Source organism: Nonomuraea sp. N2-4H (genome assembly GCF_045291505.1).
GTDB lineage: Bacteria > Actinomycetota > Actinomycetes > Streptosporangiales > Streptosporangiaceae > Nonomuraea > Nonomuraea fastidiosa.
Genome location: NZ_CP147987.1, coordinates 7490689 through 7516362, shown reverse-complemented (window position 1 = coordinate 7516362; position 25674 = coordinate 7490689). Strand labels below are relative to the sequence as shown.

The 25674-nt window shown below is 68.5% G+C and carries 19 protein-coding genes, 1 tRNA gene and 3 pseudogenes; 9 read left to right on the top strand and 14 right to left on the bottom strand.

Going from position 1 to position 25674, the window contains the following annotated elements; all coding sequences use genetic code 11:
* Window positions 1-11: 11 nt before the first annotated feature.
* Together WBK31_RS34710 and WBK31_RS34705 are read right to left on the bottom strand one after the other, a co-directional pair.
* The gene (locus tag WBK31_RS34710) at window positions 12-746 is read right to left on the bottom strand and encodes a hypothetical protein (RefSeq protein WP_406673785.1); all 735 of its coding nucleotides are present in this window, start codon (window positions 744-746) and stop codon (window positions 12-14) included.
* Window positions 728-3016, bottom strand: coding sequence for a GH92 family glycosyl hydrolase (locus WBK31_RS34705; RefSeq protein WP_406673784.1), 2289 nt, complete (start codon window positions 3014-3016; stop codon window positions 728-730). The genes WBK31_RS34710 and WBK31_RS34705 overlap by 19 nt, the downstream gene beginning before the upstream one ends.
* A 125-nt stretch (window positions 3017-3141) precedes the next feature.
* Between WBK31_RS34705 and WBK31_RS34700 the strand changes: the two genes are divergently transcribed.
* The gene (locus tag WBK31_RS34700) at window positions 3142-3570 is read left to right on the top strand and encodes a hypothetical protein (RefSeq protein ID WP_364061994.1); all 429 of its coding nucleotides are present in this window, start codon (window positions 3142-3144) and stop codon (window positions 3568-3570) included.
* Between the two features lie 260 nt (window positions 3571-3830).
* Entirely contained in the window at window positions 3831-4430 is a 600-nt protein-coding gene (locus tag WBK31_RS34695) for a dihydrofolate reductase family protein (protein ID WP_364061997.1), read from the top strand.
* Between the two features lie 110 nt (window positions 4431-4540).
* Here the strand turns inward: WBK31_RS34695 and WBK31_RS34690 are convergent.
* The 4 genes and pseudogenes from WBK31_RS34690 to WBK31_RS34675 all read right to left on the bottom strand — a co-directional run.
* Window positions 4541-4660 (bottom strand): annotated as a pseudogene (locus tag WBK31_RS34690) (hypothetical protein); the annotation flags it as partial.
* 126 nt (window positions 4661-4786) lie between these two features.
* Window positions 4787-5023, bottom strand: a pseudogene (locus WBK31_RS34685) (WD40 repeat domain-containing protein); the annotation flags it as partial.
* Window positions 5024-5367: 344 nt separating this feature from the next.
* Window positions 5368-5556: pseudogene (locus WBK31_RS34680) on the bottom strand (serine/threonine protein kinase); the annotation flags it as partial.
* Window positions 5510-5743, bottom strand: coding sequence for a hypothetical protein (locus WBK31_RS34675; RefSeq protein ID WP_406675572.1), 234 nt, complete (start codon window positions 5741-5743; stop codon window positions 5510-5512). The gene WBK31_RS34675 and the pseudogene WBK31_RS34680, both read right to left, overlap by 47 nt.
* 162 nt (window positions 5744-5905) lie before the next feature.
* Here WBK31_RS34675 and WBK31_RS34670 point away from each other — a divergent pair, with 162 nt between their 5' ends.
* The 4 genes from WBK31_RS34670 (at window position 5906) to WBK31_RS34655 (ending at window position 12153) form a co-directional block, all read left to right on the top strand.
* Complete coding sequence (locus tag WBK31_RS34670) at window positions 5906-9433, top strand: protein kinase domain-containing protein (protein ID WP_378785929.1); 3528 nt, start codon at window positions 5906-5908, stop codon at window positions 9431-9433.
* Between the two features lie 43 nt (window positions 9434-9476).
* The gene (locus WBK31_RS34665; RefSeq protein WP_406673783.1) at window positions 9477-10697 is read left to right on the top strand and encodes a sensor histidine kinase; all 1221 of its coding nucleotides are present in this window, start codon (window positions 9477-9479) and stop codon (window positions 10695-10697) included.
* Between the two features lie 32 nt (window positions 10698-10729).
* Window positions 10730-11350: a response regulator gene (locus WBK31_RS34660; RefSeq protein ID WP_378790162.1), complete on the top strand. Its 621-nt coding sequence runs from the start codon at window positions 10730-10732 to the stop codon at window positions 11348-11350.
* 143 nt (window positions 11351-11493) lie between these two features.
* Window positions 11494-12153 carry a hypothetical protein gene (locus WBK31_RS34655; RefSeq protein ID WP_406673782.1) on the top strand — a complete coding sequence of 220 codons (660 nt, stop codon included), beginning with the start codon at window positions 11494-11496 and terminating at the stop codon, window positions 12151-12153.
* A gap of 70 nt (window positions 12154-12223) precedes the next feature.
* Here WBK31_RS34655 and WBK31_RS34650 read toward each other — a convergent pair whose 3' ends face one another.
* The 5 genes from WBK31_RS34650 to WBK31_RS34630 all read right to left on the bottom strand — a co-directional run bounded on the left by WBK31_RS34650 (window position 12224) and on the right by WBK31_RS34630 (window position 16602).
* A complete protein-coding gene (locus tag WBK31_RS34650; RefSeq protein ID WP_378785931.1) occupies window positions 12224-12694 on the bottom strand; it encodes a lamin tail domain-containing protein in 471 nt (156 codons plus the stop codon).
* A 352-nt stretch (window positions 12695-13046) separates the two neighbouring features.
* Window positions 13047-13889, bottom strand: coding sequence for a hypothetical protein (locus WBK31_RS34645; protein ID WP_406673781.1), 843 nt, complete (start codon window positions 13887-13889; stop codon window positions 13047-13049).
* On the bottom strand, window positions 13886-14392 hold the full coding sequence (locus tag WBK31_RS34640; RefSeq protein WP_406673780.1) for a SigE family RNA polymerase sigma factor: 507 nt from the start codon (window positions 14390-14392) through the stop codon (window positions 13886-13888). The genes WBK31_RS34645 and WBK31_RS34640 overlap by 4 nt, the downstream gene beginning before the upstream one ends.
* A 241-nt stretch (window positions 14393-14633) precedes the next feature.
* Entirely contained in the window at window positions 14634-15245 is a 612-nt protein-coding gene (locus tag WBK31_RS34635) for a hypothetical protein (protein ID WP_406673779.1), read from the bottom strand.
* Window positions 15246-15645: 400 nt separating this feature from the next.
* Entirely contained in the window at window positions 15646-16602 is a 957-nt protein-coding gene (locus WBK31_RS34630; protein WP_406673778.1) for an MBL fold metallo-hydrolase, read from the bottom strand.
* 791 nt (window positions 16603-17393) lie between these two features.
* On the opposite strand from WBK31_RS34630, the gene WBK31_RS34625 reads away from it, so the two are divergent.
* Both WBK31_RS34625 and WBK31_RS34620 read left to right on the top strand, forming a co-directional pair.
* Window positions 17394-18515 carry a tyrosine-type recombinase/integrase gene (locus WBK31_RS34625; RefSeq protein ID WP_406673777.1) on the top strand — a complete coding sequence of 374 codons (1122 nt, stop codon included), beginning with the start codon at window positions 17394-17396 and terminating at the stop codon, window positions 18513-18515.
* A gap of 171 nt (window positions 18516-18686) precedes the next feature.
* Complete coding sequence (locus tag WBK31_RS34620) at window positions 18687-19439, top strand: DUF2637 domain-containing protein (RefSeq protein WP_406675551.1); 753 nt, start codon at window positions 18687-18689, stop codon at window positions 19437-19439.
* A 273-nt stretch (window positions 19440-19712) separates the two neighbouring features.
* Here WBK31_RS34620 and WBK31_RS34615 read toward each other — a convergent pair whose 3' ends face one another.
* The 3 genes from WBK31_RS34615 to WBK31_RS34605 form a co-directional block, all read right to left on the bottom strand.
* The gene (locus WBK31_RS34615; protein ID WP_406673776.1) at window positions 19713-23051 is read right to left on the bottom strand and encodes a type ISP restriction/modification enzyme; all 3339 of its coding nucleotides are present in this window, start codon (window positions 23049-23051) and stop codon (window positions 19713-19715) included.
* An 874-nt stretch (window positions 23052-23925) separates the two neighbouring features.
* Window positions 23926-23999, bottom strand: a tRNA-Pro gene (locus tag WBK31_RS34610).
* Between the two features lie 65 nt (window positions 24000-24064).
* Window positions 24065-24928, bottom strand: a complete 864-nt coding sequence (locus tag WBK31_RS34605) for a metallophosphoesterase (protein WP_406675550.1) — start codon at window positions 24926-24928, stop codon at window positions 24065-24067.
* Between the two features lie 109 nt (window positions 24929-25037).
* Here WBK31_RS34605 and WBK31_RS34600 point away from each other — a divergent pair, with 109 nt between their 5' ends.
* On the top strand, window positions 25038-25496 hold the full coding sequence (locus tag WBK31_RS34600; RefSeq protein ID WP_364062027.1) for a GatB/YqeY domain-containing protein: 459 nt from the start codon (window positions 25038-25040) through the stop codon (window positions 25494-25496).
* Window positions 25497-25674 lie beyond the last annotated feature (178 nt).

The window sequence follows — 25674 nt, the reverse complement described above, 5'->3', positions numbered from 1 at the left end:
CCGCGCTTGCTTCAGCCGCGTGCGGTGAGCGCGAAGACCTTCAGGTTGGGCACCGCCGTGCTGGTGAACGAGACCGCCTCGCGGGAGGCGTCCACCGGCACCGAGACCCGCCAGATCGTCACCTTGCGGCCGTCGGCCGTGCCATTGACGTTGTAGCGGGTGTCTGCGGTCAGCGCGGGCTCCTCGCCGAAGTGCGCCGACGAGGCCGCCCAGTCCGTCACCTTCAGCGGTGCCGTGGAGGTGGTGCCGTCCGCGTACGCGATCGTCAGCTCCGTCTGCTGGTCCCCGTTGACCGCCGTGACCAGCAGGTCGAGCGCGCTGTAGCGGCCGGGCGTGAGGTAGGTGCGCTGCCCGCGCAGGCTGTGGAAGTTGCCCGCCGTCCCCTTGGTCTCGGGGATGAGGAAGCCGTCGCGCACGCCGGGCTCGGGAAGCTGCTCGGCGGGGAAGCTCCAGCCCTTGCCGTCCAGGTCGCCCTGGTCGCGCGCGTCGGTGGTGGCGACGCCGTCCACGTCGTACTGCAGCCGCTGCGCGCAGCCGTCGCCGACCGGCTCGCACGCCTCGGGCAGGTTCGGGATCGGCTCCCGCGCCGGCTCCACGTGGTCAACGGGCAGGTCGGACTCCGCGGTCGCCCACTCCTTGTTCGGCGTCGTGCCCACGTTCACCGTCACCTCGCCGCCCTTGAGCAGCAGCGACTCGGGCAGCCACGACTTGCCGTACGGCTTGCCGTTCAGCCTGACGCTCTGCACGTAGATCGCGTCGGGCCGGCCTGCGGCGCGTTCACCGTGATCGTGCGGCCGTCGCCGCGCTTGATGCGCGCCTTCGGGAACATCGGGCTGGACAGCAGCATCTCGGCCCTGCTGGGCGTCTGCGGATACATGCCGAGCGCGGCGAAGACGTACCAGGCCGACATCGTGCCGAGGTCGTCATTGCCCGGCAGGCCGCTCGGGCCGGTCTTGTAGACCAGCGACGCCATCGCGCGCACGGTCTCCTGGGTCTTCCACGGCTGCCCGAGCGCGTTGTACAGCCACGGCACGTGGATGCCGGGCTCGTTGGTCGGGTCGTAGCGGAAGCCGTCGCCGCCCGTCGCCCACGAGCCGTCGGGCTTGTGGAAGAACGCATCCAGCCGCGCGGCCGCCGCCTGCCTGCCGCCCATCGCGGCGGCCAGTCCTGACACGTCGTGCTGCACCATCCACGTGTACGTCGCGCTCGTGCCCTGCGCGAACCCGGTCTCCGAGGTCGGTGAGAACGGCCACACCCAGCTTCCGTCGGCCTTGCGCGCCTGCTGGTAGCCGCCCTCGGCCCCGGCCGACGGGTTGAACGTGCTGCGCCACCAGCTCGCCCTCGGCAGCAGCACGTCGCGCTCCTTGCGGCGGCCGAGCCGGGCGGCCCAGTCGGCGAGCGCGAAGTCGGCGGTCGCGTCCTCCAGCGTCTCCGCCGCGCCGCCCCAGCAGTGGCAGGTGTCCTGCGGGGCGTAGTGCAGGCGCAGGTACTCGGCCAGGTTCGGCCGCTGGCCCTCGCACTGTCCCGGGCAGCCCTTGTCCGACAGGCCCGACTCGTGCGGCACCGTCGCCTGCTTGTACAGCGAGTCGAACGCGCCGCGCACGTCGAAGTTGCGCACGCCGAGCGCGTAGAACCCGGCCAGCGCGGGCGCCGACGGGTCGCCGGTCATGACGTGCGTGGGGCCGTTGATGTGCACCCAGCGGTCCCAGACGCCGCCGTTCTGCCTGGCCAGGTTGTACAGCGACTGGGCGTAGTCGCCGGCCACCTGCGGTTCGAGCAGGGCGAGGAGCTGGGTGTGCGCGCGGTACTGGTCCCAGCCGGAGAAGTTGCCGTACTGGACCTTCTGGCCCTTGGCCAGGCGGTGCACCTCGCCGTCGCTGCCCAGGTAGGTGCCGCCCACGTCGCTGGTGACGTTCGGCTGCAGGTAGGCGTGGTACATCGCGGTGTAGAACGTGGTCAGCAGGTCGGGCGTGCCGCCCGTCACCTCGATCGAGCGCAGCGCGTCGTTCCAGGCGCGGCGCGCCCTGGCGGCCACCGCGTCCACGTCGTCGCGGCGCGAGATCTCCGCGTCCAGGTTGCGGTGGGCGGCGTCGAGGCTCGTGTACGAGATGCCGATCCGCATCCGCACGCCGGCGTCCGTTGAGGTGTCGAAGCTGACGTACCCGCCGGAGCCACGGCCCGCACGGTCGGCGCCCGTCGCGTAGCCCTCGCCGCCCGAGGCGGTCTTCGCGCCCTTGCGCAGCTCGCCGTTCACCCACGTGCCCTGGCCGGAGAACGCGCGGTCGAACGCGGCCACGAAATGCAGGCGGTAGTAGCTCTTGCGGTTGTTCTCGCCGCCGTTGGCGCGGCGGCCGCAGAAGGCGCCGGTGAGGACCGAGCCGGTCACCGTACGCGCCTTCGGGTCGATCGTGATCTCGGCGTCCTCGCTGCCGTTCAGCGAGTTGGACACCCGGAACAGCAGGTTCGCCGGCGAGCCCTTCGGGAAGGTGAACTCGCCGATCCCGGCCCGGGTGGTGACCGCGAGGTCGGTCTTCACACCGGAGTCGAGCGTGACCGTGTACCGGCCGGGCACGGCCTTCTCGTCGGCGTGGTCGAACGAGCTCGCGTAGACCGCGTCGGTCGTGTCGGCCGTCGGCGACGAGGTCACCTCGCCGGCGAACGGCATGATCGGCACGTCGCCCGCCGCCCCGGGGTGGCAGCCCGCGCCGTTGACGTGCGTCAGCGCGAACCCGCGTACGCGCGGCGTGTTGTAGGAGTAGCCGTTGGAGCCGGCGGCGTTCGTCTGGTCGCCCGCCGTGTTGGTCGGGCTCCACGAGATCATCCCGAACGGCACGACGGCCCCGGGATAGGTGTTGCCGCCCCCGGCCGAGCCGATCAGCGGATCGACGTACGCGACGGGGTCGGTGACCTTCGGAGGCTGGGAGGGGGTGCTTGCTGCGTCGGCCGGCACGGCGAGCCCGGTGGCCAGGACGGCACCTGCTAACGCCGTGGCGAGCCACGAACGGGGAGAGAACACCTCGTGATCACACTGCTCCACCTTAACCACACGGTGAACGCCCTTGTAAGACCGGAGAAATCTTCAACTTCGGGGCGTTATCTGGCATCTTCCGAGTCTTAGATCCGCATTACACGGTGCCTTCTATGGTGACGGCCGAGACCGTACCTCGGGAGCAGCCCATGTCAGAGAGAAAGGCGAAGCGCAGGCGGGCCGCGATGCGGCGCGAGGAAGCGAAGCGGCGTGAGCAGCGCCGGCGTCTCAGACGGAAGATCGGTTACGGCTCCGCCGCCGTGCTGTCGGTGGTGTTCGTGGCGATCGGCGTGCTGGCGTATGTGACGGCCGACGGCCCCTCACCCGCAGCCGGCACGGCACCCTCCACGACGGCCACTCCCACGGCCACAGCCTCACCCACCGCAACGCCGTCCGCCGAGAAGTCGGATGCCGAGAAGTCGGATGACGGGAAATCGGACGGCGGGAAATCGGACGGCGGAAAGCCGGATGGCGAGAAGGCTGACGACGGGAAGTCGGACGGTGGGAAACCGGAAGGCGAGAAGCCGGGCGGCGAGAAGTAGGGCTCGTCCTCGTCCTTTCCTCGTCCTCGTCGTCGCCCGAACCGTCGTCGTCCGGAGACAAGTAGCGTCCCGCGGCGCCGGCCCGCCGCCCGCCTTGGCTGATGCGGGCGGCGGGGCCCGCGCGATGCGCGCCTGTGCGTACCGATGGACACGAGCCCGTGCGTACCGATGAGTTCGGCCGATGAGCTTCGACCGATGAGTTTTGGCGGCCCGCGTGGTCCATATCGGCACACACCGGGAACTTCCTGAAGGAGGCCGATATGCGGAAGATCACCGCGCAGCTGTTCATCTCGCTCGACGGCGTCGTGGAGGCGCCCGACCAGTGGCACTTCCCGTACTTCAACGAAGAGATGGGCGCGGCCGTCTACGCGGGGCTGAGCAAGGCGGACACGCTCCTGCTGGGGCGCAAGACGTACGACAGCTTCGCGGGGGCCTGGCCGGCGCGCGAGGAAGCGGGCGACGTGGACGCCTCCTTCGCCAAGGTGCTCGGCGACGCCCGCAAGATCGTCGTGTCCCGGCAGCGGCTGGAGTTCACCTGGCGCAACAGCGAGCTGCTGCAGGGCGACCTCGTCGAGGCCGTCACCGCGCTGAAGAACGAGCCGGGCGGTCCCATCGGGATGAGCGGCTCCGTCTCGGTCGTCCGCCAGCTGCTCGCCGCCGGGCTGCTCGACGAGCTGCACCTGATGGTCCACCCCATCGCCGTGCGCAAGGGGATGCGGCTGTTCGACGAGGGCGAGCCGGTGCCGCTGCGGCTGGTGTCGTCCGAGACGTTCACGACCGGCGTGCTGAACCTCCTGTACGCGCCCGCCCCCTCGCCCGGCACCGTCGGGTACGACGACGTCAAGGAGCGCATGTCGTAGCGAGCCCCGGGTGGATCTGAGCGCGGCGGTAGTGGCTCGGCGAGACGCCGTACTCGCGGCGGAAGGCGCCGGAGAAGGCGAACTCGGTCGATCCGCAGCATGACGAAGTCGTCGTTGCCGGCGGTGGCGATCATCGATCCGTCCGGGCTGTAGGCGATGTCGTGCACGGTGGCGTCGTGCCCGCGCAGGGTGAAGCGGAGCCCGTTCGTCGTGGCGTCCCAGACGAACACCTCGCCGGACGCCGTCCCGGCCGCGTACGTGGTGCCGTCGGGGGAGAAGGCGGCCCCGTACATCTCCTCGTTCGCCTGCGGGTAAAGCTCGGTCATCATGGTGCCGGGCACCACATTCCACCTGCGGACCGTCACATCACCGGCGGTCACCAGGGACTCCCCGTCGGGGGTGAACGCCACCGCGTGCACGTTGCCGAGGTGCCCGGTCAGCGTCTTGACGTGTTCTCCCGTGGCGGGGTCCCACAGCCGGACGGTCCTGTCCCCGCTCGCGCCGGCCAGCAGCTTGCCGTCACGGCTGAAAGCCAGGTCCTCGATCGCGGCGGGGTGCCCGGGCATGGTCCGGACACGGCGGCCGCTGCGCACGTCGTACAGGCAGATGCCGTACGGGCACGGACCGGCGAGCAGCGCGGCGACCCCGAGGGCGGCGCCCAGCGCGAACAGCGCTCCCCTGCCGCGCTTCGCGGGATCGGCTTTCGTGGAACGGGGACTCGACGAGGGTCTCGCGCAGCGTCCGCCCGGGGCCGCCGCCGTGCCCGCCCTGGCTCGCCGGGGTGGTCAGGGCCGCCGGGTCCGCCGGGGCCGGGCTTCCCGGGGGGAGTCGGGCCTTCCGGTGGAGAGCTCGTCTTCGGGCTGAGCGGGCGGCAGACCTCCAGGACGTGGTCGAGCTCCGGCCGGGCGTCCGGGTTCTTCTCCAGGCAGGAGGCGATCAGCTTGACCAGCGGCTCGGGCACGCCGGACAGGTCGGGCTCCTCGTACACGATGCGGTGGGTGATCGCCCACGGCGGGCCCTCGCCGAACGGGCTGCGCCCGGTCGCCGCGTACGCCAGCACGCAGCCCAGCGAGAACACGTCAGCGGCCGGCCCCACGGGCAGAGCCGTCACCTGTTCGGGGGACATGTACGCGGCGGTGCCGAGGACGGTGGAGGTGCGCGTGTACGAGGTGGCGTCGAGAGCGCGGGCGCCGCCGGAAGTCGGGATCGTCGGCCAGCTCGGGGCGCACCACCTTCAGCGCGACGTCCCGCCCGCCGGGCGAGCGCCCGAGGTAGACCTCGCCCATGCCGCCGCCGCCCAGCTTGCGCACCACCTGGTAAGGGCCGACCTGCTCCAGCGTACGGGCGCAACCGGGATTGCGGAGCGTCCGCGAGACCCGCGCGGGTGGTCCGAATCCCCGGCGGAATCGGGGTTTCCGAACCAACGGCGGTGCGGTCGCGTCAGACGAAATGATCACGCTTGCCCGGGAGACCGCATGAGTCTGACGCCGCTCACCCACGACGATCCGACCCACATCGGTGCGTACGCGCTGGCCCGCCGCGTCGGCGCGGGCGGCCAGGGGGTCGTGTACGAGGCGTACGACCCGGCGGGCGTGCGGGTGGCGATCAAAGTGCTGCATCCGGGAGGCATACGCCGCCCACCGGCCAAGGAGGTGGCGGCGGCGCGGCGGGTCTCGTCCTTCTCGACCGCCAAGATCCTTGAGGTCGATCTCGACGCCGAGCGGCCGTACATCGTCAGCGAGTTCGTCGACGGTCCCAGCCTGCGCGCGGCGGTGGCGCAGGCGGGCCCGTACGAGGGGGACGCGCTGCACCGGCTCGCCATCGGCATCGCCACCGCGATGGCCGCCATCCACGGCGCCGGCGTCGTGCACCGCGACCTGAAGCCCGAGAACGTGCTGCTCGCGCCGGACGGCCCGCGCGTCATCGACTTCGGCATCGCGCGCGTCCTTGAGGCGTCGTCGACGATGACCAGCGGCCTGGCGGGGACGCCCGCGTACATGGCCCCGGAGCTGTTCCGCGGCGAAACCACCCCGCGCCCGGCCGCCGACGTCTACGCCTGGGGCATGATCATGGTGTTCGCCGCGACGGGGCGGGTGCTGTTCCAGCGGAACAACATGGCGGCGACCATACACGAGGCCCTGACCGCCGAGCCCGACCTCGACGGCGTGCCCGACTCGCTGCGCCCGCTGGTGGCCAAGGCGCTGTCCAAAGACCCGGACGAGCGGCCGCCCGCGCCCGACCTGCTGCTCTCGCTGGTCGGCTTCGGCTCCGCGGGCGTGGTCGAGCCGCCCGCCGGGCTGGAGCGGCGTACCCCTGAGCTGGGGGAGATCGCCGAGGACCTCTACCTGTCGCTCAGCGAGGACGAGCAGGCCGCGCTGCCCCTGGCCATGCTGCGGCTGTACGGCGCCGACGGCGAGCCGCGCACGGTGGACCTCGCCGACCTGGGCCCGATGCCGGCACTCGACAGGCTGGTGGAGCGCGGCCTGCTCGTACGCGAGGGCGGATCGATGCGCCCGGCGAGCGCGGCCCTGGTCCACGGCTGGCCGCGGCTGCGCGGCTGGCTCGCCGCCGAGAGGCCAGGCCACGCCGTGCACCTGCGGATCAGCGAGGCGGCCCGTGAGTGGGAGGCCAACGGCCATAAGGACGGCGACCTGCTCGGCGGCTCCTCACTCGACGCGGCCACGCGCTGGGCGGCCGAGCCGCACCCGTACATCACGCTCAACGTGCGCGAGAAGCGTTTCCTGGACGCGAGCATGCGCGCGGCGGGCAGGCGCGCGAGGCGGCGTCGCGCCACCGTCATCACGCTCGCCACGATGCTCGCGATCTCGCTGGCGCTCGCCGGGGTGGCGCAGACCCAGCGCGCCATCGCCGAGGAGCGCCGCGTCGAGGCCGACAAGCGGCGTGACGAGGCCGTCGCGCTCAACGTCGCCACCCGCGCGAACGACCTGCGCCAGTCCGACCCGGCCACCGCGATGAAGCTGAGCGTGGCCGCGTACGCGATGGCGCCCCGCGTCGAAACCCGCTCCGCGCTGCTCGCCTCGTCCACCCAGACCGAGACGAAGGTGTTCAGCCCGCCGAGCGTGGACGTGCACGCCTTCAGCGGGGACGGCGGCACCGAGGCAGTTCTCCTCGGCCAGGAGGTGCAGATCTGGGACACCGTGAAGGGGACGCTCAAGCGGACGTTCCGCGTCGAAGGCGTGAACCCCGAGGACTCCGAGCTCCAGCTGAGCGCCGACGGCGGCGTCCTGCTGATCAAGCCGATCCGCGAGGGGGAGACCCAGGTGTGGAACGCCGAGGCCGGCGAGCGGCTCGATCCGCCCGCAAAGACCATGAGCCTCGGCTGGCAGGGCCGCTACCTCGTGGACGGCGACGGCCGTACGTACGACCTGCCGAGCCTGACCGAGGTGCGGTCGCCGCACCTGGAGGCGGCGATCAAGGGCAGCAAGGTACGGGTCACCCGGGTGGGCGCCACTCGCGAGGACGTCGCGGTCATCGACCTTTCCAAGCAGAAAGTGGAGGAGCTCAACGGCCCGGTGCCGGCCGCCATGAACAAGACGGGAACTCTCATCGGCGTGGCCACGGGCGAGACCGTCGCGGTCGCGAGCATCAGCGGCGACACGCCGCCCAAAGTCGGCACCCTGCCCGAGCACATGGGCCCATCCGGCGACGGCGGTCTGGTGCTGCCCGTCTTCGATCCGACGGGGACGGTGCTCGCCACCGCCTCCAATTGGGCGGTGCAGCTCTGGGACGTCAAGAGCATGACGGCGCTCAGGCAGTTCTCCTATCCCGGCTTCGCGCCCACTCATCTGGTGTTCCGCGACGGTGGCGACACCCTCATGGTGGGCGGGCTCGACGGCAGCGTACGCATGCTCGACGTCGGGTGGTTCACCCGCCCGTCGTCGCTGCTCACCGCGGCTGGAACGCCGAACGGCCTGGTCCGAGGCGCGGTCTTCAGCCCTGACGGCCGCACACTGGCGACCATCACCGGGGACGCCATCCGGTTGTGGGATCCGGCCACCCGCCGGCAGCACGGCGGCGACATCAAGGGCAAATGGAACGTGCAGTGGCAGGGGCTCAACGCCACCACCATCACCAGGCCGCCGCTCGCCTTCTCACCCGACGGCACGACCATCGCCACTGCCCGCGACCTGCTCACCGTGTCCCTGATCGACGTGGCGACGGCGAAGGAAAAACGCACGCGGGCCCTGCCGAAGGATCCGGACAGCGTGAGCGAAGTGCTCTCCGTGGCGTTCAGCCCGGACGGCCGGCGCCTGGCGATCGCCACCAGCGACTGGCGCGTGATGATCCTCGACGCCGACACCCTGCGCACCGTCGCACAGGCGGGCACCCCCGGCGAGCTCCTGGCGACGGTCGTCGAATGGGACCCGAACGGGCACGTCGTGGCGCTCGGCAGTCCCACCGAGACCCGTTTGTGGGAGGTCGGCTCGGGTGACTCCTCCGCCGCGTCGCCCGCGGCCGTGCGCAAGCCGGGCAACCCGATGGCGCGCGAGCACAGCAGCGAGCCGCTGGCGTTCAGCCGCGACGGCAGGCTGCTCATCGTGCGCGGCGAGAACGAGTGCGCCTGCGCCACCCAGATCGGCCCCGAGGTGGACGCCCGCGTCTGGGTGTGGGACATGGAGCGCCGCACGCCGGTGAACCCGCCGCTCGCGGGCCACACCATGCCGGCGTACGCGGCCGCGTTCTCCCCGGACGAATCGATGATCGCCACCGTGAGCGCCGACAGCACCCTGCGCCTGTGGGACGCCGCCGACCACCGCCCGGTCGGGCTGCCCATCGACCGGCACCGACATGAGGCGCTCGCGCTCTCCTTCTCCCCGGACGGCAAGTCGATCACCACGGTCGGCGCCGACAGCTCGATCCGTACGCTGCGGCTCGACGAGGCCGAGGTGACGGCGGCCGTGTGCGCCCGGGCGGGCGGCGGCCTGACCGAGGCCGAATGGGCGCGGCACATCCCGGAGGTCCCCTACCGTCGCACGTGCTGACGGTTAGGCTCGCTTTGTGCCGGGCGCCGGGTCCTTACGGGAGATGAGCCGCTGGGCGGGCTTCACCGATGACCGCCCTCCTCTGGTGCTCAGCGTGTTCTTCTGGGGTTCCGCGTTCATCAGCGCCGTGACGGTCGCGGGTGCGCTGTGGAGGCTGGACGAGTTCGGCTGGCCTCTGGCGAAGGCGTTCCCACTGGCCGGCGCCGGTGCGCTGCCGCTGATCTGCGTGCTCTGGCCGCTGCTGCCGTGGCGGCGGCGGCCGGCGCCGCCGCGCAGGGCGGTCACCGTGGCGTTCCTGGCCGCGAGCCTGCTGCTCCTTCCCGCCGGCGGCATCGTGGCGCCGCTGATCGTGAGCGTGGCGGTCGGCAACGCGCTGATCGTGTTCGGGCGGCGCGGCAGCATCGGGTACGTGGCGACGGCCGCGCTGTTCGGCGTCGTACTCGGCCTGCTCAACCCCGGAAGGTCGGCGCTCGGGGCCGTGATCGACGGAGTGCTGGTGCTGCTCCTCGGTCTGATCATCATGGTCGTGGTGGCCGCGATGATCGAGTCCCAGCGCCGGGCCGAGGAGACCCGGCGGCTCCTGGCCGACCTGGAGGAGGCGCACGCCGAGCTGCGGCGCTACGCCGCCCGTACGCGTGACCTCGCCATCGCCGAGGAACGCGCCAGGATGGCCAGGGACATGCACGACTCGGTCGGCCACTACCTGACGGTCATCAACATGGGCCTCGCGAACGCCGAGCGCTTCCGCACCGCGCGCCCCGAGGCCGCCTGGGACGAGGTGCGCCAGGCCAAGGAGCTGACCCTGGAGGCCCTGGCCGAGACCCGCCGCTGGGTGCGCGCGCTCAGGCCGCTGCGCATGGAGGGCCGTACGGGCGTCGAAGCCCTGCGCGCCCTCGCGCGGTCGTACGGCACCGACGTGGCGTTCACCGTGACGGGCACCTGGCCGGACCTGGACGAGGAGCGCGTGCTCGCCTGCTACCGCGTCATCCAGGAGGGCCTGACCAACGCGCTGCGTCACGCCAAGGCCGGGCACGTCGCGGTCGCACTCGACGGCACACCCGAGCGGGTGCGGGTGACGGTCTCCGACGACGGCGAAGGAGCCGAACCGGACACGACGGAAAGCGGCTTCGGGCTGCGCGGCCTGCGGGAACGCCTGGAGTCGATCGGCGGCACCCTGGACGTGCGCAGCGAGCCCGGCGCCGGCTTCACCCTCCAGGCCGTGGTGCCGGTGCGAGCGACCGAGAAGGGGAGTACGCCGACGTGATCCGGGTGCTGCTGGTGGACGACCAGGTCCTGATGCGGGAGGGCCTGCGCAAGCTGCTGGAGATCGAGCCGGGCATCGAGGTGGCCGGATCCGCGCAGAACGGCGCGGACGCGCTCGCGCTGCTGTCGCGTACCCCGCCCGCCGAGCACCCCCACGTGGCGCTCGTGGACGCCCGCATGCCCGTCATGGACGGGGTCGAGCTGGTCTCGCGGCTGCGTACGGAGTATCCGGACATCGCGCCGGTGATCCTGACGACGTTCGACGATGACGACTACATCTTCGGCGGCCTGCGGGCAGGGGCCAAGGGGCACCTGCTCAAGGACACCCCGCCCGACGAACTGGTGTCGGCGATCAGGCGGGTGGCGCGCGGCGAGACCGTGCTGGGCGGTGCCGCTACGGAACGCCTGGTCGCGGCCGTACGCGAGGGCGCCGTCCCCCGTACCGGACCCTCACCGGATGAGCCGCCCTGCGGGCTGACCGGCCGCGAGTACGAGATCGCCCTGCTGGTCGGCTCGGGCGCCACGAACAGGGAGATCGCGCGCCGCCTCCACATCACCGAGGGCACCGCCAAGAACCACATCTCGAGCTGCCTGCGCAAGCTCGGCCTGCGCGACCGGACCCAGCTCGCGGTCTGGGTCACCCGGCACCGATAGGCGTACGGCGGTGCCATGACTCCGGTCATGCCCGCCCGGCCGTCAGGACATGACCTGATCCATGTCGCGCGGTGGATGCCGCGTTCGAACCCCGCGATCTACGGTGCTCGCATGCAGTACCACGAGCCCGCCGGCCCCGTGCGGTGCGCCCGCCATGGGCCGGCGTCATCGTCTCCACCGCCGGTTTCCTCGCCATGATCGCGATCGCCTGGGCGCTGTGGGACTCCCTGCCCGAACACATCGTCACCCGCGAGGCCACCGATACCCGCGCGGGCGCCACGGTGCCGCGGCTCGTCATGGCCGGCGCCCTGCCCGCGGGGCTGCTCATCGTCGCCGCGCTCACGCCCGTGGGGTTGATCGTCCAGCGCAGGCTGGCCCGTCACTTCCCTCCCTTGCTCATCGCCCCGCCGCACGCGCAGGCGCGGGCTCTGAACGTGCTCTTCGTCGTCCTGCCCCTGCTGCTTGTGACGCTCCAAGCAGTAGCGCTGGCCAAGGAGGCGGGATACGACATCCCGGTGGAGCGGGTGATGGGGGTGGCGCTCGGGATCGTACTGATCATCCTGGGACGCGCGCTGCCCGCGATGGGCTCGTCCGATGCCGTGCCGGACGGCTCGATCGGCAGGCTGATCGTGGCCTGGCAGCGGTCGCACCGCGAGGGCGGCTTGGCGCTGACGGCTCTCGGCGGGGCCTGCGCGGCGGGCTCCCTCTTCCTCCCGCCGCTGTTCGTCGGGGTCGCCTCGGCGCTGCTCGTGGGCGCGGTCTTCGCCCTGATGGCCGTACTGGCCGTCGTCCGTACGCGCTGATCGGGACCGCGCATGCCGGACCGCCGTCCCCCTCCAGAACGGCGGTCGGCTCCCTACATGTGGAACGGGCTCAGCAGATCTTGTAGTCCTGCCGCGACGAGTTGTACGAGCAGGAGTCGATCAGCTTCCCGGCCGGGTTCCGCAGGTAGGCGGTGTCGCTGACCTGGTTCCAGATGTAGGCGAGGGTGCCGCCGCTCCTGCCCCAGTAGCGGGTGGTGCTGGTGTTCGTGCCCTTGCCGGTGCGCAGGGTGACCGTCTTGCCGGGCTTCAGGACGAACTTGCCGAACGTGTAGACGTGGTCCGGCCGCCGGGTCGCGTCGCGGATGGTCCAGCCCGCGAGGTTGACGGCCTTCTTCGTCATGTTCCTGATCTGGACGTACTCGCCGTTCAGGCTACGGTTCCCGCCGTCGTCCGGCGAGCCGGGCGAGTCGTAGTAAATCTTCGTGATCTTGACGGCAGGCGCGGCGGCGTACGCCGGCTGCGCGACGGCGACGACGGACGCGGATAACAGGGCGGCGGTCAGCAGAGATCGAACACTCACAGGGACGCCTCCTGGGGAGTGAGATGGAATGGAACGATCCTATTGATGTTGCTGAGAAAGGAATGGACCGTTCCGTATCGGTTTGATGTCCCATACGCGTCCTGACTCTGAGTCGAGGAACGGACGGGACAATGTCGCGTTGATCGGCCGCCATCCGCCCAGGTGATCCTGCGACCATGCCCCTGGGGCCTTGGAAGATCGTCTTCATGCCCGAGGAGCTCGCCCGTGTCCGGATCGCTCCCCGCCCCGACCCCTGTGGGAGATGATGCCGAGCCTGGCCGGGACGGTCCGGGGCAAGCCGCCCTCCCTGAAAGAGGGCGGATGCGCTTCAGGTCGTCACCTGGGCGGTGGTTCAGCGTGATACCGGACCGAGAGGTGCGTACGGTACCTCTGCCCTGCGGTCGATGACCTCGCCCGTCTGGTCGTACGCGGTCACGGTCACGGCGGGGGTGTCGAGGTGCTTGCCGTCCGCGTTCACGCGGGCGGGCACCCGCCCGATGAAGAAGCCGCCGGCCACCGCGGCGTCCGTGCGCCTGCCGTCCGCCCAGTCGATCTCGACGCGGGTCACCTCCCGCGCCACGCGCCCCGCCACGACGCGGTAGCGGCCGCCGCTCTGGTCGTCGTCCGACATGGCGTTGGAGTCGGTCTCCGTCGTGTACGCGTCCACGGTCAGCGGCCCGGAGACGCCCGCGTCGAGGTCGCCGGGCAGGGCGGACCCCCACGGCGTGAAGACGGGGGAGCTGGGGAACGCTTCCTTGTCCTTCTGCGGCGTGCAGAGGACGAAGCCGGTCTCGCTGCCGACGAGCGCGGTCGAGCCGACGTCGTCGCGGTACACCACCAGCTCGCGGAAGTCCTTGACGTCGGCGTCCGCCGGGTATCGCTTGCGGGTGTCCATGCCGTCCACCGGCCCTCCCAGCGGCATGCAGTCCCGTACGGACTGGAGCTGCGCGGAGGTGTTGGCCGGCAGGCCGGCGGGACCGCTCGCAGGAGTCGCCGTGGTCGTGCCCAGGGTGAGCGGGACCGCGATCAGCGCGCCGGCGGCGACGGCGACCGCGCTCGCGGCCAGCGACCAGGTCAGGCGGCGGCGTCTCGCCCCTGCGACGGCCCGCGCCACCATGGCCTGCTCGTTCACGGGACGGGAGGCGTCCGCCAGCCGCTGCAGCTCAGCGGCGATGGTCTTCTCATCGACGTTCATTTCCAGGCCTCCAGCATGACGGGCTTGCGGACCAGCTCGCGGAGCCGGGTGATGGCTTGATGGGTCTGGCTGCGTACGGTTCCCACCGAGCAGCCCATGATCGTGGCGACCTCGGATTCCGGGAGATCCTCGTAGTAGCGCAGCACCAGCACGGCGCGCTTGCGCGGTGGCAGCGCGCGCAGGGCCTGCTGCAGGGCAAGGTGCTCGTCTACCTCGGCCGTACGGTCACTCGCCATCCGCTCAGGGGGCGAGTCCACCAATTTCTCCCTGCCCCAGCGGGGACTTCGCCAGCGGCTGACCTGTTCGTGGTACATGACCTTCCGCACGTACGCCTCGGGGTTGTCACGGATCTTGTTCCAGCGGCTCGCGGTCTTGGTCAGCGCCGTTTGGAGCAGGTCCTCGGCCGTGTCCTGGTCGCCGGTGAGGACGTAGGCGAGCCTGATGAGGCTGTCCGATCGAGCCGCTACGAAGTCTGCGAAGTCGCGTTTCTGCTCGTTGTTCAACACATCTCCTCGGTTCGCCTCCTAAGACGCGACGCTTCACCGGACCTATGGCGTACCGGCGAACAACCCTTGCGGCAGGGGCTGCTCCAAGGCGCGGATGCGGAAGTCAGGCGCCGAAGCGGCGGCGGGACGTCTCGATGCCGGCAGGGAGGAGCCGGCGCGGGCCATGTCCCCGAGCACCTGGTCGAGATCTGAAGCCACCGCCGTCCTCAGCTGGAGGCCACGCCTGGGAGGACGGCCGTCAGTCCAGGCCCGCGGAGATCCACTGGAAGGTGCCGCGACAGGGTAAGGAGTCGGTACGCCGCGCGGTGAGCCGCATGAATCGGGCGTCGCGCGGCGGAGTGCCGGTGACCTCGTGGTCTCCGCTGCCCGCCGTGACCGTGCCCTGCGCTATGGCTTTGCCGTCCACCAGTAATGACCAGTCCACCACGGCCGGACAGTCCCGGACCTCTTGCTGCTCCTCGATGAAGAGGCGCGCATCCAGGCGGAACCAGCCTCGTAGTTTCGTCCGGTCGTGGATGTCCTCGCGTTCGAACCGGGTCCGGATAACGCCTGAAGCGGGCACGGTCCATTTGAAGCCGGGCGGTGGGCAGGGACCGGAGTCGGAGTAGCAGAGCGCCCTCTTCATTTCCACCGGTGCATCGCCGGACGCGTAATCCAACCCGTCGGTCGGGTCCGAGCTGACGATGAAGTAGCCGAGGACGGCGCTTATCGCCAGGAGGAAGACCAGGCATCCGGACCCGGACGACCCGCCGTAGTCGTATGAATGGCTATGCCCGGCCACATGCCCTCCCTCGGTCATGCTGCCTTTCGCTTCATGATTCCAGAGAGCGCCGCAGAGGTCACCGGACACCGCACCTGACGTCACATCGGCTCAGTGCACTCACGAACCGGCCGGCTCAGCAGCAGGAGTCTCATAGACCGCTCGGCGGCCACGGAGGCTTCTCGACTCCGTTCATGACGATCCCGAATATCGCGATGAGGAGCGCTAAAAGGAGCGCCCAAAAGGCGAACACGAAGATCCTCCTCATCGTTCACCCCCTTGGCCCAGCCATCGGATACCCATGCACGCCGACCGGGGCACTCGTGGTGGGCGCGGCGGAGTGCGTGGTGTGGCCAGGACGGACTCGATCTCGTCTTTCGAAGTGTCCGCCGGCCTGAGGGGAGGGAGGAAGTCCGGAAAGTGTGGGGCGTGCCTCTTTCCCTCCTTGAGCGGCTTGGCGACGCGGTGGTTTTCCGCTGAATGAGCGGCGTCAGCAGCAGGTGGGTGTTGAGCGGCCGGACGCGGCCTTCTGCTGGTCCTGGAGGATGCGGCCGCGCAGCATCGTCTCCATGACCTTCATGAAGCGCTGCGTCCTGGCCGGGCCGATGATGAAGGGGTTCTTCGTGGCTCCCGCACGGAGTTGCTCGATGCGGGTCAGGCCGTAGTCGGCGCCGCCGTGGTTGTTCAGCTCGACGTCCACGCCGGCCTTACGCATCGCGACGGCGGCCGTACGTACGGAGGACAGGTACGTTCGCTTGGCCGCCGTCGTGGCGGGCGGGTTGGTGCCGCCCCACAGGATCGCGGTGTGGCGGCGGCCCTTCCAGCGGACCGGGAAGACGGGCGAGACGGTACCGGGGGTGTGGCCCGGCCTGTGGTGGAAGACGATCGTGGCGTCGCCGAGGGTCAGCTTCTGGCCGTCGGTGATCTCGAGGTCGCGCTTGGGGGCGTGCTCAGGGCGTTCTTTGGCGATGAGGTCCCAGTCGGCCTTGTGCATCATGACCCGGGCTCCGTACGTGTCCGCGAGGTACTGTGCGCCGCCGAAGTGGTCGTCGTGACCGTGGGCGGCCACCACGTACTTGATGTGGGTGGGGTTCACGCCGACGGCACGCAGGCCGGGAATGATGATCTTCCTGGCGTCGTCCGGTGAGCCCATCGCGTCGATGAGGATGACGCCCTTCGAGGTGAGCAGCGCCATGGCCTGGACGAACGTGGTGCCGACCACCGCGACGTTGTCGAAGATCTTGAACGGCTTGACAGGCTGCACGGCCGGCATCTGGAGATCGGGGGAGAGCGCCTTGACCAGGGCCTTCAGTACGGGGTCGTCGCCGGCGAGCTTGGCCGCGCGGTCGTAATAGTCCTGCGCGGTCTTGGGCGCGGCTGATGCCGGGCGCGCGCCTCCCGCCAGCGGTAGCAGGGCGGCGGCCAGCACGGTACGACGGGACGGCATCAACCAATACCTGCTTTCTCGAAAGACGGTTCGGACAGCGAAGCAGACCTCGTTTCCGCATGTCCAATAGCGATCTTCATCGCCGACCGATAAGGGAGCCGATATCGCGCCAGGTCGGACCTGATCCCACCCCCGGGTGGACATCATCGGGAAGGACCGTCACCTAGATGCGCATCCTCGCGGAGACGCGCGTCATCCCCAGGTTGGGGAAGCCGAAGCTGTGGCAGCTGCGTGCGGATCACGTGGATGAGTGGCTGGACGCATTCTCCGGCGACCTGGCCACCAGGACGCTACCCATCGACGTCCAGACACGGAAAAGGGCCCGACCCGTTGTGCGGATCAGACCCTCTGCCTGCGGCAACTGTGTCGGGGTGGCGGGATTTGAACCCACGACCTCTTCGTCCCGAACGGGGACGACGCGTTCAGAAGGCCTCCTGGTCATATCGCTTGTCGTCCGTAAAATCGCAGGTAGAAGGGGTTTTGCAGCACCCATTGATGGCCTTGAGTGCCCATCGGTGACAACGGGTCTCACGGTCAAATGACGGTCAGACGATCAAGGAGGCGATAAGCAGGTTGGGATTCTCTCGGAAGAGGTACGGCAGAGACGGTAAGCCTCGGTACACGGCTTACTATCTCGACCTCAAGGGCAAGGAGAAGTCCGCCGGTACATTCTCCAGAAAAAAGAGGCCGACAGGGCGTGGCGCGACGCTGAGAGCCTCGTCGCGCAGGGACGGGTGGGGGACCCGCGGAGAGGCCGGCAAACCTTCGAACGGTACGTCCTCGACACGTGGTTGCCGAATCACGAGATCGAAGCCACCACCCGGCAGAGCTACACGTACACGATCCACCGTCATCTGATCCCAGAGTTCGGCGAGATGCGGATGATCGACATCCTTCCTGAGCACGTGCGTGCCTGGGGCGCGACCATGAAGAAGAACGGTGTCAGTCCGGCGACCATCAAGTACGCCAAGGTGCTGCTGAGCGCGATCTTCACAACGGCGCTCAACGACCAGGTGACGTACCTGCACCCTTGCCGAGGCGTTAAGACGCCGCCCGTACCCAGGAAACCGCGGACGATCATCACGCCGGAGCAGTTCGACGTGCTCTACCGGGCGCTTCCCGACGCCGACTCGAGGCTTCTCGTCGAGACATCGATCGAGACTGGCCTGAGGTGGGGTGAATTGACCGAACTACGGGTGAAGGACCTTGCGCGGGGATCGAGAATACTCACTGTCTCCCGCGCGGTCGTCGAGGTGAACCCGAAGTTCCATCCCACCGGTGGACGGTTCATCGTCAAGGAGTACCCGAAGGACGGAGAGTTCCGGCGCTTCAAGCTCACCGCGCAGATCATGGCCAAGATAGAGGCGCACATCGAAGGGGAGAACCTCGGCGCCGACGACCTCCTGTTCGTCTGGCGGCAGGACTCGAAGGCCAAGCCGCCACTCCGGCTCGCGCGCAATCCTGCCGAGCTGGGCCTCACAGAGCCGAATGAAAAGGGAAGGCGCTACCGGCACGGCACGCTGAGCGCCTACACCGCCGGTAAATGCCGCTGCGAGCACTGCCGCGCAGCGTTCGCCATCTATCGTGCCGACCGACGATCCGCTGGTAAGGACAGCCCGCGTGAGCCGCGGCGACGAGCAACTGACGGTCACATCTCCGCCGACTGGTTCCGACGCCATGTCTGGAAGCCTGCGCTGAGGAAGGCCGATCTGGGGATCAACGTTCGAATCCACGACCTGAGGCATGCCCACGCTTCCTGGTTGCTGGCGGGAGGCGCGGACCTGCAGGTCGTCAAGGAACGGTTGGGCCACGCCTCGATCGCCACCACGGAGAAGTACCTGCACACGTTGGACGACGCAGACGAGACCGCGCTGGACGCGTTCTCACGGATCCGTAACCGATCGGCGAGATGACGATCCACCTCAGAAGCTGCGATCTGCACATCCATGTTCCCAGCCGCCCTACACCACCGGGGTGGACCGCGGGCGGCGGTGCACCAGTACGCGCCCCGGGGGCAGGCAACACCTGCGTGACCTCACGCGTACGCTCGCCCTTTCTCCAGGTTCGAAAGGCGGTGAGCAGCACTGGCGGTCAGTAACCGGGCTGTACTCCGCGTCCAGCGCACGACGGTCGCAGGGGTTCTTCTCCTGGCACTGATTGCGGCAGTGGTGTCCTTCCGCCATATGCACGAGCTCTGCCTACGCCATGGTGAAGATCAGCTAGCCGCTGTGCTGATCCCGCTCGGCGTGGACGGTCTGATCGTCGTCGCGTCGATGTCCATCCTCCTGTCCAACCAGTACGGCTCACGAGGAGGACTCCTGGCGTGGACACTGCTTGTGGTCAGCAGCCTCGCCAGCCTCGGAGCGAACGTCGCGGTCGCAGAGCCGAGCTTGATCGGCCGCATCATCGCCGCATGGCCGTCACTCGCTCTGATCGGTAGCTACGAACTCCTAATGTCCCAGATCCGCCGCTCTGCTCGACGACAAGAACCGAGCCGGGGCACCTCACTTTCGGGTGCTGATCTAACCGCTGGCCCAGACGGGGGAACCCCAGAGCAGCAAGACGATCAGGAACAAGTTGCTGGGCGCATTCGGCATGGCCGGGCCTTGCAACGAGAAGCGTGGCGTTGGGCGCAACAGAATCGATGCGCTAGCGGGGACCTTCCAAGCGGCATTGCCATCGCACGGGCCTTCAGCCGAAGTCCTCGTTGGGGCCGTCTGGTGAAGAAGGCCGGCCAGGGGGTGAACTCACGTAGCAGCCTGCGGGAAGTTGTCTTCGAGGGGCGATCGCCACCGGTCGCACATGGCTCGCCACTGCCGTCGGTCACATCCACGTAGCCTGACCGGCTTATGCATCAACCCGGCTCGTGCACTCGGCCGAGGCGACCGCCTGCCTAACTCCAACGCGCCTGGGGGTTCAGACTCGGAACCTACGGGATGTAGGCGATGCGGTCGTTGGTGATCAGCCGGATCGCAGGAGCTGGACGATGTGCTGGAAGGTGCTCCTCAACGCCTCTCAGATCGTCTTCGTAAAGGGCCGCATCAACCCGCTCAGTCCCTGAATGCGTGAACAACCACAACAGTTGTAAGGGCTGGCAGCCTCTGGGGAGATCAGCCATTTCCAAGAAGTTGCACACCAGCCGGGGGTGGTTTCGGTCGCCTCTTCGCTGACTCCGGAACCGGCAGCACGTCGGCGGCGGCAAGGTCGGCCTCGCCGATCAGAGGACCCGAGCACACGTCGGTCAGTAGCTGGTCCTGCTCAGGGTGCAGCAGGACGCATCCGGTTAGGACGGAAAGGAGTGCGAGGAATTCGAGTGTCAATTCACGGTTCCAGCAGGGCTGCGTGATGTCGTCCAGAGCCGAGGTCCGACGCTTGTTCCGAGGCTGGGTAGTCCGGTCGTTCAACCAGCGCCACACGATGCGCCGGCCCGAAACCTTGTAGTCGACGACCTCTTGGCGGACGGGGGCGAATGTCCCGCTGCCCACGGTGAGCCTCTGGGTTTCGGGGTCGTAGTCGAGCTGATCTCCGAGTCGCTCGGGGAGTGCCTTGACGGCGGTCAGGCACTTGATGCCGAACCGTTCGATAAGGGCTCGTTCCGAGCGCCCTCGCCCGGCGGCGGGATCAACGCAGCGACTCCCATAAGTGTGCAGCCAGAGGATCTCCCGTCCGATCGTCACCGCGCGATTCCACAGCACCGAATCTGAAGTGAGCGGAACTCGAACCCCTGGTTGTCGGAGGTGCTCCCGGAAGCGGCGTACGAATCCAGGGTGGGCGGTAACCGCTGCGATGTACGCCAGCATGTCCTCCGCCCTGACGGGAGTGCCCAGCCTGATGCGGAGGTGATTGAGCAGGCCCGGGGTCATGTTGGGGACGCTGCCCTGGTGATCGCGCCACAGTGGACGCACGCCGCCACCGCCCCAGCCGTTGAAGTGATGTAGATCGGGGATGAGGTTGGAGAAAACCAGAGCTGGCCCCTCGGTGACTTCGTGGGCGTCTTGCTCGGACACATAGATTTGGTGCTCGGAGCGGACATGCCACAGGGACGGGCGGGCCATGACGAGAAGCCGGTTGTCGGGGATGAGCCACTGCCGGTCGAATGAGCGGTAGGCGACTCGGATCGGCTCGGGGCATGGCCCCGCTTCCTCCGCCAGCGAGCGCTCGGCTGGTGGAAACCCGGGCAGCGGGGCAACCCGGCTACTCAATGTCCGATCTCGCCCCTCTTTGAAATACTCACGCTGCTCCTGTGCCGAGGCGGCCAGGAAGATCCGCCACCGCGTGCGCAAGACCTCGGCAGTGGGCGCGTATACCCATGTTCGGCCAGGAGTGACGCCTCTCGAGCGCCAGGGCATCAGTTCACTGAGTGACGGGAACGCTGCCCATTGCGGGTCAGTGGTGGGAAGGAAGGAGTCCTGCCATCCGGTACCGCAGGTGCGCCAGCATGATCCTGTCGTCGTCAACTGCTCCAGCGTGGTCATCTTCTCATCGCGCGTTCCGCGCAGTTCAAGGTAACGGACAGTTGCTGGAGTCTCCGGGGCCGAGTGCGCTGTTCTGGCAAAGACCAGGATGCTGAGTTGGCGCCCTACGTCGGCTCCGAGGAGCCTTGTCGCGATTGGTGGGCGGTTTCCTTCCGGAGCCAGCTCGATGATCCATCCCATATCGCAGGTGCGTCGCAGGTACTGGCGCAAACCACGGAAGGCGGTCCCCTTGATCACGCTGGAGGGGACAATGAATGCCACTACGCCTTCCGACATGCGATGTTCTGCTTCGAAGACCTTCCAGGCCGCCCAGCGCAGGAAGTACCACGGCATTCCGTGCAGGTCTGATTCATATCGGCCAAGGCCCGGAGCTCGGAATTCGTCGAGCGAAGGGCGGTCAAGCGTAGCTCCGAGGCGACGCGTTCCCCGCCGGGGGCGTTCGATCCATTCGGCTCGACCCTTGGCATTCTCCACATGCGGCGGGTTGCCGATCACCACCATGACGGGGACCCTGCGCTTGATGTCGTTCGCCCTATCCCGGGCCTCCTCCATCACGTGGTACTGCGCACCCAACCTTCTTTGCACATAGTTTGGGTCGGCTAATGCGTCGGTGAGGAACCGCAGGGCCTGAGGCGGGGTCTCCACCCCGAACCGAGTCTGGAACGATCCATGAATCCGCAGTTCAGCCACTGCGTACGGGGCAACCTGGATCTCGAACCCGATCAGCCGATCGGTTACCAGGTCGTGGACATAATCCTCCCGGGAGCCGTGCCCGAGCTTGTCGGCAACTCGGTCTGCCACACAGCCGATGACCTCAACTAAGAAGGTGCCTGTTCCCATTGCAGGGTCGACGACTACGACGTTGTCGTCGGCGAATCCCCATTCCTTACCAAGGTGCTCACGTAGCACCTCATCCACGAACCGGACAAGATGGCGGGCGACGCCGACTGGGGTGTAATAGGAGCCGGTCTCCTTGCGGAGCGCCGGGTCGTAGCTGGCGAGGAAACGTTCGTACAGGTAGGCGTAAGCGTCCGCCGGGCTGACGTCGAGCGCCTCTAGGTCGGCGACGCCGATCACACGCCGGAGTGTCTCGATGGTGTTGAGCTCGTCGTCAGCCTCGCTGGTGAGCGCTGCGAACGCCTGTCCCATCAGCAAGTGCCGTTTGCCCAGCTTTCGAGCTATTTCTTGGTAGGACTCGCCAACTAGGTCGATTCCATCCGAGCGGGCCAGTAGCAGCGCGAACGTGACAGTCTGGGCGAAGGCGTCGGCGAACCGCTCACGATCGAGCCCAGGGAACAACAGTTTGCGCCAGTCGTCGGCCAGTAGGGCAAGCCGCACCTGAGAGCGCTTCTTCAACGGGTTCGTGATCGCTGCGTACACCTCGTCCTTCAGGAGGTTGCACAACCCGCCGAGGATCTTCACGAGGTCGCCGAGCCTCCGAGGAGACTCTGGTTCCCAGAGCATGAAGTCCTGGACAGCCCCTACCAGTTCGGCGACGGCCGGCACCGCGGGACGCCGCAACTCTGCGACAGTGTTCGCTAACCTGATGATCGGCGACTTCCGCTCGCCGAACGAGTACCGTGCCCAGGTGACCCCGTCGGAGTAGATCACATTAGGGAGCGCGGAGAGCTTGCCCCACTGCTCCAGATCCCGCTTGTCGGGGCGCCATTCGGGTGCCTCGGGCACCCCCTTGCCCGGTCTTTTCAATTCGACGTAACCGACGCGGACCTGCCCGATGTTCACCGCGTAGTCGGGCCGCGCCCGGAGATGGTTCAAACGCACCTCGCCGTAAGGGATCGCCTTAAGCCCGGTTAAGGCGCCGAGGTCGCGAAGCAATGTCTCCAACGGCCCGCGGAACTGATCCTCATCCGCACCGCCAAGTCCCCACTTCTCCGCTACCATCCGGCCGAACTTGGCAACGATCGCGTACTGGCTGGCTGCGGTGTCGAGCTTGGGGACTCCGGCCACGTTCACCTCCGGTCGATGACCAGCACCCCACTCACTGTGACCGCCGCACCAGGATCCATCAAGATGCAAAACAGGATCCACGCTGTTGAACGCAGAGGAAGATAGATGTGATCTAAGCGTCACTTCACACGGAAGAGGGAGATTGATCCGCGCCCGAATCCGTGTGAAGTACTTCCTTGTATGCGGGCAGCCAGCCCAGGAATGTCAGTAGTGCCAGGAATAAGGCACGTCAGCGCCATGCCCCGTCCAAGCGTTCAACCTTGGCGAGGCTGCCGTCCGCGACGCGGCGGGAGACTTTCCCACTCGCGTACAGGCTGACCTTGTGTCCTCGGCCGAGTGCTTCGCGAGCCACCCCGAGCAGGATCCAGATCCCGCGCCGTGTATGCCTCTCCGGTAACCCATCGACCTTCTCCAAAGCACGAATCGCAGCAAGGACCGGATCCGAGGTTCGCCGTCGTGGGGTCACCGTGCCTCCTGGAGCCCTCGCTGAAGAGGGCGACTTCGCCACTGCCGCCCGGTCGTCTGCTTCCCTGTGCAAGTTGCGAGCTCGGCGACAGGCATCATTCTCCCCAGAACAACGGCCCAGCGGGCGCCATACGGGTGTTTGATCACTGCTGATTGAGGGTCCGGATTGGCTGGGTGGCTCAACGGTGTGGGCAGGCCCGGCACGGGTCTCAGTGGTGCCCGCGCCGGTTCCCTGGCTTTGAACCGTCGGTGGCTGCCGCTGCCCGCTGGTTCGGTGATCCTGGTGCCCAGGAGAACTTTTTGAACCTGTCGGTGACCCGTGGGCGCGTTCAGAACGACGGTGGAACAACGGTCAAACGATCAAAGGCCTGGTTCTCAATGTTGAGAACCAGGCCTTTGACCTGCGACTACAGTGTCGGGGTGGCGGGATTTGAACCCACGACCTCTTCGTCCCGAACGAAGCGCGCTGCCAAGCTGCGCTACACCCCGGTGCACGCCCGTCGTGTGCGTGCTTGTAAGAGTCTAGCGGACTTCCCAAGTGCTTGTGACCGCCTTTATCTCCGGGGCACGAGCGTCAGCAGCGTGGCCTCGGGGAAGCAGGCGAATCGGGCGGGGGCGTAAGGGGAGGTGCCGAGGCCGGCGGAGACGTGCAGCCAGGCGTTGTCGTGGCGGCTGAGGCCCTTGACGCGGGCGCGGTCGATGCCGCAGTTGGTGACCAGGGCGCCGTAGAACGGGATGCAGAGCTGGCCGCCGTGCGTGTGGCCGGCCAGCAGGAGCTGGTAGCCGTCGGCGGCGAAGCGGGACATGTTGCGCGGCTCGGGCGAGTGCATGACGCCGAGGCGCAGGTCGGCGTCCGCGGGGGCCGGGCCGGCGACGAGGTCGTAGCGGTCGCGGTTGATGTGGCTGTCGTCGATGCCGGCCACGGCCACGTCGAGGTCGCCGACCTTGATGCGGGCCGTGGTGTTGTTCATGTCGAGCCAGCCTTCGGCGGCCATGCCGGCCCCCAGCTCCTCCCAGGGCAGGTTGGGCGTGTGCTGGCGGCGGTCGTTCTTGGAGGTGCGCCACAGGTAGCGTGCCGGGTTCTTCGGCTGCGGCGCGTAGAGGTCGTTGGAGCCGTACACGAACAGGCCAGGACGCGACAGCAGGGGCTCCAGGGCGTGCAGGAGCGCGGGAACGGCCTCGGGGTGCGCGATGGAGTCGCCGGTGTTGACCACGAGGTCGGGCTCCAGGGCGCCGAGCGAGCGCACCCAGTTGATCAGCATGGTGCGGCGCGGCGTCAGGTGGAGGTCGGACAGGTGCAGGACGCGTACGGGACGCTGCCCCCGCTCGAGAACGGGCACGTCGAAGCGGCGCAGCCGGAACCAGTTGCGCTCGACGACGGACGCGTAGCCCAGCCCGGCCAGGCCGAGACCGAGCATGGACAGGGGCACTGCGACGGCTTTCCTCACACCTTCATGATGCCCGACATCCGGCCAGCGGAGTCCGGATGGCGACGGGGTGGTCCGCGCAGGCGGCAAGATAAAGCGCATGAGCGCATTGAAGGACAAGCTGAAGGCCGACCTGACGGCCTCGCTGAAGAGCAAGGACGAGGTACGTCTGCGTACGGTCCGCATGGCCCTGGCCGCGATCAACGTCGAGGAGGTCGCGGGCAAGGAGGCCAGGGAGCTGACCGACGACGAGGTCATCAAGGTCCTGACCAAGGAGGCGAAGAAGCGGCGCGAGGCCGCCGAGGCGTTCCGCAACGCGGGCCGCACGGAGCAGGCCGAGGCCGAGCTGGCCGAGCAGGCGGTGCTGGAGGAGTACCTTCCCGCGCAGCTGTCCGACGAGGAGCTCGCCGCGCTGGTCGACGCCGCCATCGCCGAGACCGGCGCCTCGGGGCCGCAGGCCATGGGCCAGGTCATGAAGGCGGTCAACCCGAAGGTCGCCGGCCGGGCCGAGGGTGGCAGGGTGGCCGCCCTGGTGCGTGCCCGCCTCACCGGTAAGTAGGGCCTACGGGGCTTCTGGTACGCGGTCTCGGTTCAGGGCCCCTTTCGGCAGGGCTCCTTTCGGTCCTACCGGGCTTTCGGCACGCGGCCCGGGCTTCGCGGGTTCGGTACCGGGTGACGGAACTCGCCGCACGGTGTCCCGGTCCACGGCCCGCTGTACGGCTCTGGTTCGCCCGGAG

Coding starts and splice junctions, on each gene's coding strand:
- WBK31_RS34600 (WP_364062027.1), top strand. CDS start 25,038: ATGAGCGCATTGAAGGACAAGCTGAAGGCCGACCTGACGGCCTCGCTG.
- WBK31_RS34670 (WP_378785929.1), top strand. CDS start 5,906: ATGAGTCTGACGCCGCTCACCCACGACGATCCGACCCACATCGGTGCG.
- WBK31_RS34660 (WP_378790162.1), top strand. CDS start 10,730: ATGCGGGAGGGCCTGCGCAAGCTGCTGGAGATCGAGCCGGGCATCGAG.
- WBK31_RS34605 (WP_406675550.1), bottom strand. CDS start 24,928: ATGCTCGGTCTCGGCCTGGCCGGGCTGGGCTACGCGTCCGTCGTCGAG.
- WBK31_RS34665 (WP_406673783.1), top strand. CDS start 9,477: ATGAGCCGCTGGGCGGGCTTCACCGATGACCGCCCTCCTCTGGTGCTC.
- WBK31_RS34630 (WP_406673778.1), bottom strand. CDS start 16,602: ATGCCGTCCCGTCGTACCGTGCTGGCCGCCGCCCTGCTACCGCTGGCG.
- WBK31_RS34645 (WP_406673781.1), bottom strand. CDS start 13,889: ATGAACGTCGATGAGAAGACCATCGCCGCTGAGCTGCAGCGGCTGGCG.
- WBK31_RS34700 (WP_364061994.1), top strand. CDS start 3,142: ATGGTGACGGCCGAGACCGTACCTCGGGAGCAGCCCATGTCAGAGAGA.
- WBK31_RS34695 (WP_364061997.1), top strand. CDS start 3,831: ATGCGGAAGATCACCGCGCAGCTGTTCATCTCGCTCGACGGCGTCGTG.